Source organism: Brevibacillus laterosporus DSM 25, from assembly GCF_002706795.1.
In the GTDB taxonomy this organism is placed as follows: Bacteria; Bacillota; Bacilli; order Brevibacillales; family Brevibacillaceae; genus Brevibacillus_B; species Brevibacillus_B laterosporus.
Genome location: NZ_CP017705.1, coordinates 418,807 through 432,576, shown reverse-complemented (window position 1 = coordinate 432,576; position 13,770 = coordinate 418,807). Strand labels below are relative to the sequence as shown.

Genomic DNA, 13,770 nt, shown 5'->3' with positions numbered 1-13,770 from the left:
CGTGCTAGCTGTTCCCATTAGGCCTGTCATTTTGTACAATGAGAAGTAAGTCCATGTACGATAACAATATTTTACTCTACGTTTCGTTAAAAACAGATTTTGTAGAGTATTACGAACGGACATCTTATATAGAAGTAAGGATGATCAGATTGAATATACTAACAGTGGATCATATTAAAAAAAGTTTTGGAGAAAAAATCTTATTTGACTCCATTTCCTTTCATATTGCTGAGAACCAGCGAATTGGTTTGATTGGTGTAAATGGTACAGGTAAGTCTACCTTGCTTAAAATTCTTGCGGGTATTGAGGAAGCTGATCAGGGGGAAATCCTTCATTCCAATCATTTTCGAGTAGAATATTTGCCACAGAATCCAGAATTTGATGGAGGTTCAACTGTCCTAGAGCAAGTATTTTATGGAGATACCCCTCTCATGCAGGCATTACGAGAATACGAGGTTTCTTTGGAAGAACTACAGCAAGATCAGGAGAACGAGCGCAAGCTACAGCGGTTATTACGTGCCCAGCAACAAATGGACGCAACTAATGCTTGGGATGCAAATACCAAAGCAAAAACGATACTCACCAAGTTAGGAATTACCCAGTTTGTGCAGAAAGTAGAGAAGCTTTCTGGTGGACAACGTAAACGGGTAGCGATGGCCCGTGCGCTAATTCAACCTGCCGATTTACTAATTTTAGATGAGCCAACCAACCATATTGATAATGAAACGGTAGAATGGTTAGAAGAGTACCTCTCTTCCTTTAAGGGTGCATTATTACTAGTAACCCATGATCGTTATTTCCTTGATCGAGTAACAAATCGAATTTTTGAATTGGATAATGGTAAGCTGTATAGCTATGAAGGTAACTATGCATCATTTCTAGAAAAGAAGGCAGAACGAGAAGAAAATGAAATGGCTCAAGAAAGCAAGCGACAAAATCTGTTGCGTAGAGAACTGGCATGGCTGAGAAGAGGAGCTAAAGCACGAACCACTAAACAAAAAGCACGGGTACAGCGAGCAGAAGAGCTACGTGACAAGAAAGTAGAGGGTCCACAGGCCAAGCTTGATATTGCTTTGGGGGCAAGTCGTCTTGGTAAGAAGGTAATTGAAGCAGAGAAGGTCTCTAAAGCATTTGGTGAACGTACACTCCTTACCGATTTTAGCTATATTGTAGTACCTGGAGATCGAATTGGGATTATTGGACCTAATGGTAGTGGAAAATCAACGCTGTTAAACATGCTTGCAGGTCGCCTACAACCTGATAGTGGGACTATCGAAACAGGAGAAACGGTTAAGCTTGCGTTCTACACACAAGAAAATGTAGAAATGGATGAAAACGTACGAGTCATTGAATACATTAAAGAAGTGGCTGAACAAATCAAAACAGCTGATGGATTCACCTTGTCCGCTTCGCAGATGCTGGAACGATTTTTATTCACCCCCAATCAGCAATGGACGTACATTTCTAAGCTATCTGGTGGGGAGCGTCGCCGTCTGTATTTGCTACGGACGTTAATGGGCGAGCCAAATGTTTTGTTCCTTGATGAGCCTACGAATGATCTGGATATACAAACGCTTAGTATTTTAGAAGACTATCTAGATAACTTCTCAGGGGCTGTTATTACTGTCTCACATGATCGTTATTTCTTAGATCGAACGGTTGAGCATCTGTTTGCTTTTGAGGGGCAAGGAACAATTCGTCATTATATGGGAAATTATTCTGAGTACCTAGACGAGAGTAAGCAAGAGAAAGCATTAGCTGAAAAAGCGGCTAAAGGAAGAGCGGAGGAACAAAGATCAGATCAATCATCCACTCAGGCCACTAGAGGTGGAAATCGAACCAAAAAATTATCCTATAAAGACCAACGAGATTGGGATGAAATAGAAGATCGCATTGCTGAATTGGAGGAAAAGCTCTCAGAGATAAAAAATCAGGTTGCAAATGCTGGTAGTAATGTGGAGCGAGCACAGGAGCTGTTCGCGCAGGAGCAAGAGATAGCCAGTCAATTGGAGCAAGCCATGGAACGCTGGACGGAGCTATCTCTCATGGTGGAAGAATTAGAGGAAGCAAATAAACGAGAGTAACAAAATATGGAAGGTCTAACATCATTCAAGTAATTGTTAGATCATTGGAGGGAAGGTTGAAAAGACCTTCCTTCTTTTTTTTGAACAATCATAAACTGATTCATTCCTATGTAAAACGTGTAAAATTATGCAACAAGTGCATCATATAATTTTTCACATTCAATGAAGAATGGGATTACCAGAACCATCATAATATATTTTCAATGGTATTCAGGCAAAAGTCCTAAGACAAGAATGGGTGAAATTACCTGACAATAAACGGTGGACTCACCTAGCAATTTACAGTATATTCAAAAGGAAATCACGCACGTTTATGGTAGTACACCCATCATTTTCTGTGCGTGTAGTCGGAATAAAAGAATTACATGATGATTTGATTAAAAACCTGTGGAAGAGAGGGAATTAACATGAAAAAGCAGAGTAGAATACAACTGTTAGTAGCGGGTACCATGATATTGTCTTCAGTGATAGTACCTCAGGCAATTCTGGCGAAGCCTGTAGCAGTGAAGCCAGTTCAAACTAAGACAGCATTTACGCAAGGAACTGGTTACCAAGCTGGGACCTATGATTATCAAGCAGCACAACCTTCTACATATAATTGGACCCGCCAATCACGTTATAATGTTGCTCCTAACCCAGTAGAGAAATGGTCAATTACTTCGGGAAAATCTATTAAATCCTCACCTGTGGTTACAGACAATGGAACAGTCTATGTAGCCTCTAATGGAGGAGAACTTTATGCCTATCAAAACGGGCGTGTTAACTGGAAAGCTCTGCTAAAAGGTGATTTGTCTAGTAGTGTAATCGGAAAGGATGGAACGATTTATACGGGGTCGTCTGAACATTCCTTGTTTGCTGTTTACCCAAGTGGAGTGAAAAAATGGGAGAAACGTACAGTTGGTGAAGTAACTACGTCACCTGCACTTGGTTCAGATGGAACGATCTATGTAGGAACTGGCGATGGTAAATTACAAGCTTTTAACGAGAATGGATCCGAAAAATGGACATTTAGTGCAAAATCACCTGTAACTACAGCTCCCATCATTTCAAAGGATCAAGTGGTCTATCTGGGGACTTCTGACGGTAAATTGTATGCTGTCCATGCTGCATCAGGAAAAATGAAATGGACGTTGAAATTAAATGCTCCTATGAAGCAATCTCCAGTAATCGGAAACGATGGTACTCTGTATTTGGGTACAGAGGATGGAATGATATATGCGATTGCATCCAATGGGAAAGAAAAATGGTCTACTTCTGTTGGAAAGAAAATAACCTCGTCACCTGCGATTGATTCTAACGGAACACTTTATGTTGGAACAGATAGCGGTATGTTTATTGCATTAGATTCTAAAAACGGTAAATTAAAATGGTCCTTTAACGGCGGTCATCAGATCGATTCAGCACCAATCATTGACGCCAATGGGGTTATTTATATGGTAACAGGAAACGGCATGTTGCGTGCACTTGATCAAAAAGGAAACCGAATTTGGGAATACAACATGAAAGACAATACAGTCTCAGCACCTGCTATTGGTGCGGATGGTACTATTTATCTTGTGTCTCAAAATGGACGTGTAACAGCAGTTGGCAAGTAAGCAGATATAAAAATAGGTAAAGGAAAGCTAACACATATAAATGAATGGGAAGGGAATCGCTTCTGTATGATAAGTGATTCCCTTTTTTGTTGACTAAAATTTCGATAATGAATAGTCTTTTCTGAATACCTGTAAAAATCAGGCGCGAGTTATGCTATAGATATCTTCTGAGAGTATGTGACTCGATATGGAGTAGATAGAAGGAAAGGATTGATCGTGTGTCAATGTCATTTTCAGTACAATCCATCGGTGTGGTTCAATCCCCAGTGTTAGAAGGAAAGGATGAGGAATGGGGAGAAGTCGTATCAGAGATACTTATCTATCCTCCTTTTCAAGAGGGCTTACTTGGCCTGGAGAGCTTTTCTCACGTAATGATTTTGTTTTACATGCATAAATCATCATTTCAAACTAAGAAGCATCTTATTAGGAGGCCCCAGGGTAGAGAAGATATGCCAGTGACCGGCATCTTCGCACAACGGGCTAAACATCGACCTACCCCTATTGGCACCACGGCTGTTGCAATTATGGATATCCACAAAGATCGTTTGATTGTAAAAGGATTAGATGCCATACACGGGACACCTGTACTTGATATGAAACCATATTTCCCAGCTTTTGATCATGTTTCAGATGTACAAGTGCCTGATTGGGTAGGCTACTTAATGAAACATTATTTTTGAATAGGTTCATTTTAGATAAAGCGGTCCATTATGGGGCGCTTTTTCTGTTAAAAAAACAGTAAGAACGGAGAAATTGAAATCAGATCAGTTTTTGTCTTTGTTTTGTAATATTACTTTAGTATGATAAGAAAAATTAATTGAAATGAGTACAGGTAACATAAACTAAAAAGGAATAAGATATGTAAAAGTAAGGAGCCTCTTAACGGGAAAGAAGATTGATTTGACCGAAAAGCTTGCATAATGAACATCTTCATAAAAACAGTGGAAAGGCAACGGGGTGAATGATGAAATCCTTATGTACATTTCTTGCAGAGATCCATCGTGTCTCGGAGAGTGAAATTCTGTTTGATTTGTTCCATGATCGTCTTCCTTCCATACATCCAATGCTACTTAAACGGTTACTTGTTTTACCACGTGTATATTTTGACTTCCTTATTGAAAAAGGGGTTTTGCAGGTAAGGGGAGTGGATACTTATCAACCTACCTATCGTAACAGTGTCGCAGTTGGAATGAACATGAAGTCGTTAGGGAGCACGGTTCTATTTGATATGTGTTTTTCTAAAGAAACCTATCAGCTATGGCAAAAGATGGATGCAGTCATTGAAGATATATCATTACCAGCCGATCTATTTGAAGATTATGTTTATCGATTAGGAGCGCTGAGTCGTTTTCGCCATTTAGGCAGATTGGATGACCCTATAATAGCTACTAAGCTGGGTGAAAACGATATGATTGAATTTAAGCAGGACTTCTTAAATTCAAAGCAAGCGATCATCAAAGCGATTGTCGCCTTTGCCAATAGTAATAATGGTAATATATTTTTAGGCATTAGCGATGATTCAAAGATTGTGGGCGTGAACGATGAGCTAGCTCATTATGGTGATCCTGATAAATACTTACTTGCTATCACGCAGTATATTCAAATTAAGACTACGCCGATTTTACACCCTTTTCCCAAAATCTCCTTACGGGAGGTAGAGGGAAAATTTGTAGTTAGTATATTCGTAGAGGTTGGTAATGAATTGATGTGCGGACTAGATAAAAATAATGAAAAATATGTCTCGATTCGAACAAACAATCGCTCCTTCATTGTCAAAGATCCTCATCAAATCGGCGAAATTTATGTAAAACGTAAATTAGGCAGCGATATTAGCCGTCGCCTAGGACTGCTGTAGATATACAGCAAAGAAACAGATCAGGAGGGGACATGCGTGAAAAAAAGCTGGCATGTTTGCTTGATGTCCGTTATATGGACTTGTTTCGTCGTTGTTGGTTGCTCCACGCAATCAAGCGGTTATGGATCAGAGGAGAAAGTAGACCTTTCACAGGTTTTTCAGGCACTGGTAGGTGTCTCTGTCCTCACTACAACCGGACAAGAAATACCATTATCTATGGAAGAGTTTGAGAAAAATTTTACAGGTCGTCGCCTGTCATTGATGATGTCAAAGGACAGGCTGGAGGATCAGGAGATTAAATTTAGACTAATTGCCTATAGACAAAAAGAAGCTCCACTGGTTATGGAGGTTGGAGAGCATGGTTTCACCTATGCAAACAATACATATCGAGGTGAAAATGCAAGTGTGTTCTATCAAACCGCTCGAAAGCAACTTGGGCTAGCTATTATAGGTGTTCAAGAACTGGATGGGTTAGAATTCAAAGCTCTAGACTTACCCCAGACAAATACCCTGACAGTGCGAGGGGCAGTAGCCCAAGATGCTATTAAATTGTTATCAGAGAGCAAAATGGTAGACCGACCTGTTCAGGCGTACCCACTTTATCCTTCCTATCAGGTGAGCTATCCTCAGAGACAGAATGAACTTCATTATGAACTACTCCAACCAACATTACTTCGTTGTGTGGTAGGAAGAGAAACGATTTATTATCAAACAAATTCCTCCTTGTATCAACTGGTAACCAAGTTGTTGCCAGAGAGTCCTAAAAAGACGGTATGGGAGGAATTATATGAAGCAACACGATTGGAAGCGAAGAATTACCAACAACAAGACAATAGGAGAGAAGCTCACCTTAACAAACAGAACCTTATGCAACAGGGTAGAATACATCAAGTGATTCGTGTACTTACACGTACACAACATTCCACCTCTACCATTGTACATCAAGAAAATTCGACAACATCATTGAATCTGATCTTCTATATCAATAAACAACAGTATCAAATGAAGATAGAGGGAGATTATGTTTTCTATCGAGGTAAGCAATACTATTGGCCTAATTTACAAACGAATCTTGAATCTATTCTATTTACGATGGAAGACTAAATAATTTACTTAGTTCATAAATGATAACGTACCATTAAGTGAGTGACTTTTTTCATATCTTATCGTAAAATAAATACGTCATAACATTGACACTTTTTGCCCGACCAGAGCCTATTAGGGCTGGTTTTTGCTTGGTCTAGCAAGAAATTATACTTTTGCTCACCATTATTGATTCAAACTGCCATAGGAGGTTGCAGAATGAACATTCATGAGTATCAAGGAAAACAGATACTAAAACAATACGGAGTAAAGGTACCGGAAGGTCGAGTAGCTTTTTCTGTAGATGAAGCAGTGAAAGCAGCAGAAGAGCTTGGCACCCAGGTCGTAGTGGTAAAAGCACAAATTCATGCTGGTGGTCGTGGAAAAGCTGGTGGTGTTAAAGTCGCTAAGAATCTGGATGAAGTCCGTACATATGCGAACGAAATTCTTGGTAAGGTGCTTGTAACCCATCAAACAGGTCCAGAAGGCAAAGAAGTTAAGCGCTTACTAATTGAGCAAGGCTGTGACATTAAGAAAGAATATTACGTAGGGGTAGTAGTTGATCGTGCCACCAATCGTGTTGTCATGATGGCATCAGAAGAAGGCGGTACAGAGATTGAAGAAGTAGCAGCTCATACACCTGAGAAGATTTTTAAAGAAGTAGTTGATCCTGTTACGGGTTTACTACCATTCCAAGCTCGTCGTTTGGCTTTTGCGATTAATATTCCAGCTGAGTTAGTAAATAAAGCAGCTAGTTTCATGATGAGCTTATATCAAGCGTTCGTTGAAAAGGATTGTTCCATCGCTGAGATTAACCCGCTAGTTGTTACAGGTGACGGCGAAGTCATGGCTTTGGATGCAAAATTAAACTTTGATAGTAATGCCCTCTATCGTCATTCTGATGTATTGGAATTACGTGATTTAGAAGAAGAAGACGAAAAAGAGATTCAGGCCTCTAAATATGATCTATCCTATATCGCCCTAGATGGTAACATCGGTTGTATGGTGAATGGGGCTGGTTTGGCAATGGCAACTATGGATATTATTAAATTCTATGGTGGAGATCCGGCCAACTTCCTAGATGTTGGGGGCGGTGCGACAGAAGAGAAAGTAACGGAAGCTTTCAAAATCATTCTGTCAGACCCTAAGGTGAAAGGTATTTTCATCAATATCTTTGGTGGTATTATGAAATGTGACATTATCGCGAGCGGTGTAGTAGCAGCAGCGAAACAAGTAAGTTTGGACAAGCCTCTAGTCGTTCGTCTGGAAGGTACAAACGTTGATCTTGGTAAACAAATCCTGAAAGATTCAGGGTTAGATATCGTTGCAGCTGATTCCATGGCTGATGGGGCCGAGAAAATCGTTGCTCTCGTAAAGTAGGATATTGTCCGTTACAGAAGCAAGAAGACGATAAAAAGGTGGGAAACATACGCGATGAGTATTTTAATTAATAAAAATACTAAAGTGATTACACAGGGGATTACAGGCTCTACAGCTTTGTTCCATACTCGCGGTGCTGTTGAATACGGAACACAAATGGTAGGTGGCGTACGCGCTGGAAAAGGTGGACAAGAAGTAGATGGGATTCCTATTTTTGATACCGTTGTGGAAGCTGTAGAAAAAACAGGTGCCACTGTATCTGTGATCTACGTACCGCCAGCAGGTGCAGCAGATGCCATTATGGAAGCTGTAGATGCCGAGCTTGATTTGGTTATTTGCATCACTGAAGGAATTCCTGTTCTTGATATGGTTAAAGTGAAACGGTACATGGAAGGCAAGAAGACTCGTTTAATCGGTCCGAACTGCCCAGGGGTAATCACTCCAGGTGAGTGTAAAATCGGGATTATGCCAGGTTACATCCATACACCAGGTAAAGTGGGAATTGTATCCCGCTCTGGTACTTTGACATATGAAGCAGTGCATCAAACAACAACCCGTGGTATGGGTCAATCAACAGCAGTTGGTATTGGTGGCGATCCAGTCAACGGCACCAACTTTATCGATGTATTAACATTATTTAATGAAGATCCTGATACAGAAGCGGTTATTATGATTGGTGAAATCGGGGGTACAGCAGAAGAGGAAGCGGCTGAATGGATTGCAGCTAACATGAAAAAGCCGGTAGTTGGATTCATCGGTGGTCAAACAGCTCCTCCAGGCAAACGCATGGGTCACGCAGGAGCGATTATCTCAGGAGGCAAAGGAACTGCTGCTGAGAAAATTGCTAAATTAGAAGAATGTGGCGTACGTGTTGCTAAAACCCCTGCTGTTATTGGAGAAACATTAGTAGAATTCCTTACAGAAAAAGGAATGCTAGACAAAGTAATGAGCAAATAATTACTTCCAAAAAGTCAACAAGCTGAACTACTCCAAAAACAAGATTTGGAGCAATGTTTGGGTTTGCTTGGCTTTTTGTTTTTTTTATTTTTGTGCTATCCCTCTTACTCTTTTTATAATGAAGAAAAAGAAAGAGTGAAGATAGATGAGGGAGCTAGAGGACCGTGATTGGATATATACATTGAGTAGACATCGTGGCGTAGGTAGAAAAACACTATGGGCTATATATGAAGAAAAGAGAAGCTTTGAGCCCCCATATAACCTAGACTGGCTAGGAAGAAGAGAAGGAGATAGGGGCTTTCTTACTGGTATTACTGCAAAACAGGTATATGAGGAAAAGGTAGAGAGGAAACGAAAGGGAATCCAATTCATCACGTATTGGGATCAAGAGTACCCAGATCATTTACGGGAGATACCTGATCCACCTATTCTTTTATATTATCGTGGAAATTTGGACTTACTACGTAAAATCTCGATCGGTGTTGTGGGCACAAGAAATCCTTCAGCTTATGGTCGAGATGTTTGTAAGATGCTGGTAAGTAGTCTAGCTAAATCCGGCATGGTCATTGTGTCAGGTGTTGCTAAAGGGATTGACACCATTGCTCATCAGACGGCCCTCCAACATCAGGCAGAAACAATTGGTGTTCTTGGAAATGGACTGGATCAGATTTATCCTGCTCAAAATAGGTTATTATATGCTCAAATGGCACAACATGGCCTGGTTATATCTGAATATTCAGATGGAACTGCTCCAAGAACTGGTTTTTTTCCTGAACGCAATCGGATTATTAGTGGACTTTGTTGGGGGACAATAGTTGTGGAGGCAGCAGCGAAAAGCGGATCACTTATTACTGCGCGTTGTGCCTTGGAACAAAATAGAGAGGTATTTGCTGTTCCTGGTTCCATTTTTGCTAAAGGGAGTGAAGGGACTCATTATTTGATAAAAGAAGGAGCGAAACTAATAGGTTCATTAGAAGACATCATAGAAGAATTACCCTATCATTTACAAGCTACATTCCAAAAGAAACCTTTAGATACGGAGGCAATGCATTTGTCAGCAGGTGAGAAAGCCATATTATCTAGTATGAAAGAAAATAGTCTTCATATAGATGAAATAAAGCTCAGAATATCAAAGGATTTTCAGAAAGACTTTCATATTTTTTTACTTTTATTGGTAGGAAAAGGTTTGATCGAAGAGGAAGCTGGACAATTTTATAGAAGAAGAGAAGTATAGAAGGAAAATATTAGAAGTTTGACAAATGGATATCTCGTATTGAATAATAGGGGAGATTCATTTTGTAAGGGGGAAAAAATAGAATGGCTGATACTCTCGTTATCGTCGAGTCCCCGGCGAAAGCAAAGACGATAGGTAAATATCTGGGCAGCAAATATGTCGTGAAAGCGTCAATGGGCCATGTACGCGACCTTCCTAAAAGTCAAATGGGGGTTGATGTTGGTAACCATTTTGAACCCAAATACATAACCATTCGTGGTAAAGGTGACATTTTAAAAGGATTGAAAGATGCAGCTAAGAAAGCGACTAAAGTATATCTCGCAGCTGACCCGGATCGCGAAGGGGAAGCTATTGCTTGGCATTTAGCCACATATCTTGGTCTTGATATATCAAAGCCTCTACGTGTAGTGTTTAACGAAATCACGAAAGAAGCTATCAAAGATGCTTTTAAGCATCCAAGACACATTAATATGGATTTGGTTCACGCTCAACAAGCTCGCAGAATTTTGGACCGTCTCGTGGGCTATAATATTAGTCCTATCTTATGGAAGAAGGTACGCAAGGGCTTGAGTGCAGGTCGTGTTCAATCTGTAACAGTGAAAATGATAAATGACCGAGAAAAAGAGATTCAGCAGTTTATTCCTGAAGAGTATTGGACGATTACTTCTACATTAGAATCCAACAAAAAACCATTTGAAGCTCGTTTTTATGGATATGCTAATGAGAAAGTAGAACTCTCTTCAGAAGAGAATGTGCAAGAGATTTTGAGAAAAATCAAGAAAGACGAATACAGAGTCGTAAAGGTGCAAAAGAAGGAACGCAAGCGTCATCCAGCACCTGCTTTTATCACAAGTTCCTTGCAACAGGAAGCGGCTCGCAAGCTTAATTTCCGTACCGCTAAGACAATGATGATTGCTCAACAATTATACGAGGGTATTGATTTAGGTAAAGAAGGTACTGTCGGTTTAATTACGTATATGCGTACAGATTCAACACGCGTATCACAGACCGCTCAAGACGAAGCGAAAGAATTCATTACGAACCAGTATGGGCAAGAGTTTTCTCTAAAAGAAGCTCGTCAAGCACCTAAAAAAGAGAATGCTCAGGATGCACATGAAGCAGTCCGCCCTACGTCTGTCTTACGCACGCCTGATGACATGAAGGAACACTTAAGTCGAGATCAACTTCGATTGTATCGCTTGATATGGGAGCGCTTTTTGGCAAGTCAAATGGCCTCAGCCGTTCTTGATACAATGAGCGTAGATATAGAAAACAATGGTGTAATGTTTCGTGCCAGCGGTTCTAAAGTACAATTTGCAGGCTTTATGAAAGTGTACGTTGAGGGAAATGATGACGGCTCCAATGAAGATGATAAGCTGTTACCTCCGATTGAAGAAGGGCAGATTCTATCTGAACAAGCAATCGAACCAAAACAGCACTTCACACAACCACCACCACGTTATACGGAAGCAAGATTGGTCAAGACGTTGGAGGAAAATGGAATAGGTCGTCCCTCCACATATGCTCCTACCTTGGAAACGATTCAAAAGCGTGGGTATGTTGCTTTAGAAGAGAAGAGGTTTATACCTACTGAACTTGGTCAGATAGTCATCTCTATGATTGAAGAGTTTTTCCCGGAGATTTTAGATGTAGAATTTACATCTGGAATGGAGGGAGGGCTCGATAAGGTTGAGGAAGGGATTGCAGACTGGGTAAAGGTTCTCGATTCGTTCTATCAAGGCTTCGCTGAACGGGTTAAAGTTGCAGAAGAAGAAATGAAGGAAGTGGAACTAAAAGATGAAGTTTCAGATGAGATTTGTGAACTATGCGGAAAGCATTTGGTTTACAAATTAGGTCGCTTCGGAAAGTTCCTGGCTTGTTCTGGATTTCCAGACTGTAGAAATACAAAACCAATTGTCAAACATATTGATGTTAAATGCCCAAGCTGTAAAAGTGGTGAAGTAGTAGAGCGGAAAAGCAAAAAGAACCGCATTTTCTATGGATGTACCAACTATCCGGAATGTGAATTTTTATCCTGGGATAAACCAATTTCCAGACCTTGTCCGAAGTGTGGCGAGATGCTTGTTGAAAAGAAACGAAAAAAACAAGGCGTAAATATTGTCTGTACAAAATGTGATTACGAAGAAGAAGGGGATTCATAGAACTTTTTGTTCTATTCCCCTTATCAATTAAATAGTAGGTATAGAGAGGATTTTTCACCATGACACAACCTTTTGTAACTGTGGTTGGAGCAGGTCTTGCTGGTAGTGAAGCTGCTTGGCAAATCGCTCAGGCTGGTGTTGCTGTGAAGTTGTACGAAATGAGACCAGTGAAGCAAACCCCTGCGCACCACACAGATAAATTTGCTGAATTGGTTTGCAGTAATTCACTACGAGCTAATTCATTAACCAATGCTGTTGGGGTTTTAAAAGAAGAAATGCGTCAATTTGATTCTGTAATCATGAAGGCAGCAGATCGATGCCAGGTTCCTGCTGGTGGAGCTTTGGCTGTTGACCGTCATGAGTTTGCAGAGTATGTTACGGAAGCCGTACGCAACCATCCGTTAATTGAGGTAGTGAACGAAGAAATTACGGAAATCCCTGAAGGCATTGTGATCATTGCATCTGGTCCGCTTACTTCACCAGCACTTTCTGAGAAATTAAAGGAGCTTACGGGAGAAGAGTATCTGTATTTCTATGATGCTGCGGCACCTATTATCGAGAAGGATTCAATTGACATGGAGAAAGTGTTTGTTGCCTCTCGATATGATAAAGGGGAAGCAGCATACTTGAATTGTCCAATGAACGAAGAGGAATTTAATCGTTTCTATGATGCATTAATTTCTGCGGAAACCGTTCCTCTGAAGGAATTTGAAAAGGAAGTCTTTTTCGAAGGGTGCATGCCGATTGAGGTCATGGCTTCTCGTGGGCGTCAAACAATGCTATTTGGTCCATTGAAACCAGTAGGGCTAATTGACCCACGCACCGGAGAACAGCCGCATGCTGTTATTCAGCTTAGACAAGACAATAGTGCTGCAACTTTGTACAACATCGTAGGGTTTCAGACTCATTTAAAATGGCCAGAACAAAAGAGGGTTTTTCAATTGATTCCAGGACTGGAAAATTGTGAAATCATTCGTTACGGAGTTATGCATCGAAATACGTTTATCAACTCACCAAAACTATTGCGGCCAACTTATCAATATAAAGAGCGGGATAGTTTGTTTTTTGCGGGACAGATGACTGGTGTTGAGGGTTATGTTGAGTCTGCAGCTTCTGGGTTATTAGCGGGGATTAATGCGGCGCGTTTTGCTAAGGGAGAAGAGCAAATGGTTCTTCCGGTGGAGACTGTAATGGGCAGTATGGCACATTATATCACAACAACCAACGCCAAACATTTCCAACCAATGAATGCTAATTTTGGTCTTTTGCCAAGTTTAGGAATTAAAATTAGGAACAAAAAGGAAAAAAACGAAAAGATCGCTGAACGGGCGCTTGGCAGTATTCAGAATTTTACACATAAAAGACATAATTAAAGTTGTTTCATTGTTTAACGCTATGTTACTATATATGTGATTTGGGA

At 40.4% G+C, this 13,770-nt stretch carries 10 protein-coding genes; all 10 read left to right on the top strand.

Going from position 1 to position 13,770, the window contains the following annotated elements; translation table 11 throughout:
• Positions 1 to 149: 149 nt before the first annotated feature.
• The 10 genes from BrL25_RS02020 (at position 150) to trmFO (ending at position 13,723) form a co-directional block, all read left to right on the top strand.
• Positions 150 to 2,084 carry an ABC-F family ATP-binding cassette domain-containing protein gene (locus BrL25_RS02020; RefSeq protein ID WP_026315088.1) on the top strand — a complete coding sequence of 645 codons (1,935 nt, stop codon included), beginning with the start codon at positions 150 to 152 and terminating at the stop codon, positions 2,082 to 2,084.
• A gap of 407 nt (positions 2,085 to 2,491) precedes the next feature.
• Positions 2,492 to 3,679, top strand: a complete 1,188-nt coding sequence (locus BrL25_RS02015) for an outer membrane protein assembly factor BamB family protein (protein WP_018670805.1) — start codon at positions 2,492 to 2,494, stop codon at positions 3,677 to 3,679.
• A gap of 224 nt (positions 3,680 to 3,903) precedes the next feature.
• Positions 3,904 to 4,359, top strand: a complete 456-nt coding sequence (gene tsaA, locus BrL25_RS02010; protein ID WP_018670806.1) for a tRNA (N6-threonylcarbamoyladenosine(37)-N6)-methyltransferase TrmO — start codon at positions 3,904 to 3,906, stop codon at positions 4,357 to 4,359.
• A 284-nt stretch (positions 4,360 to 4,643) separates the two neighbouring features.
• Positions 4,644 to 5,534: an AlbA family DNA-binding domain-containing protein gene (locus BrL25_RS02005; RefSeq protein ID WP_018670807.1), complete on the top strand. Its 891-nt coding sequence runs from the start codon at positions 4,644 to 4,646 to the stop codon at positions 5,532 to 5,534.
• A gap of 36 nt (positions 5,535 to 5,570) precedes the next feature.
• Positions 5,571 to 6,638 carry a hypothetical protein gene (locus tag BrL25_RS02000; protein WP_018670808.1) on the top strand — a complete coding sequence of 356 codons (1,068 nt, stop codon included), beginning with the start codon at positions 5,571 to 5,573 and terminating at the stop codon, positions 6,636 to 6,638.
• A gap of 198 nt (positions 6,639 to 6,836) precedes the next feature.
• Positions 6,837 to 7,997: an ADP-forming succinate--CoA ligase subunit beta gene (gene sucC, locus BrL25_RS01995; RefSeq protein ID WP_018670809.1), complete on the top strand. Its 1,161-nt coding sequence runs from the start codon at positions 6,837 to 6,839 to the stop codon at positions 7,995 to 7,997.
• A 54-nt stretch (positions 7,998 to 8,051) separates the two neighbouring features.
• Positions 8,052 to 8,954, top strand: a complete 903-nt coding sequence (gene sucD, locus BrL25_RS01990; RefSeq protein WP_018670810.1) for a succinate--CoA ligase subunit alpha — start codon at positions 8,052 to 8,054, stop codon at positions 8,952 to 8,954.
• A 145-nt stretch (positions 8,955 to 9,099) separates the two neighbouring features.
• Complete coding sequence (gene dprA, locus BrL25_RS01985; protein WP_018670811.1) at positions 9,100 to 10,188, top strand: DNA-processing protein DprA; 1,089 nt, start codon at positions 9,100 to 9,102, stop codon at positions 10,186 to 10,188.
• An 83-nt stretch (positions 10,189 to 10,271) separates the two neighbouring features.
• Positions 10,272 to 12,350, top strand: coding sequence for a type I DNA topoisomerase (topA, locus tag BrL25_RS01980; RefSeq protein ID WP_018670812.1), 2,079 nt, complete (start codon positions 10,272 to 10,274; stop codon positions 12,348 to 12,350).
• Between the two features lie 59 nt (positions 12,351 to 12,409).
• Positions 12,410 to 13,723, top strand: a complete 1,314-nt coding sequence (gene trmFO, locus BrL25_RS01975) for an FADH(2)-oxidizing methylenetetrahydrofolate--tRNA-(uracil(54)-C(5))-methyltransferase TrmFO (RefSeq protein WP_018670813.1) — start codon at positions 12,410 to 12,412, stop codon at positions 13,721 to 13,723.
• The last annotated feature ends 47 nt before the right edge of the window (positions 13,724 to 13,770 follow it).

Coding starts and splice junctions, on each gene's coding strand:
- BrL25_RS02015 (WP_018670805.1), top strand. CDS start 2,492: ATGAAAAAGCAGAGTAGAATACAACTGTTAGTAGCGGGTACCATGATA.
- tsaA (WP_018670806.1), top strand. CDS start 3,904: ATGTCATTTTCAGTACAATCCATCGGTGTGGTTCAATCCCCAGTGTTA.
- BrL25_RS02005 (WP_018670807.1), top strand. CDS start 4,644: ATGAAATCCTTATGTACATTTCTTGCAGAGATCCATCGTGTCTCGGAG.
- sucC (WP_018670809.1), top strand. CDS start 6,837: ATGAACATTCATGAGTATCAAGGAAAACAGATACTAAAACAATACGGA.
- sucD (WP_018670810.1), top strand. CDS start 8,052: ATGAGTATTTTAATTAATAAAAATACTAAAGTGATTACACAGGGGATT.
- dprA (WP_018670811.1), top strand. CDS start 9,100: ATGAGGGAGCTAGAGGACCGTGATTGGATATATACATTGAGTAGACAT.
- topA (WP_018670812.1), top strand. CDS start 10,272: ATGGCTGATACTCTCGTTATCGTCGAGTCCCCGGCGAAAGCAAAGACG.
- trmFO (WP_018670813.1), top strand. CDS start 12,410: ATGACACAACCTTTTGTAACTGTGGTTGGAGCAGGTCTTGCTGGTAGT.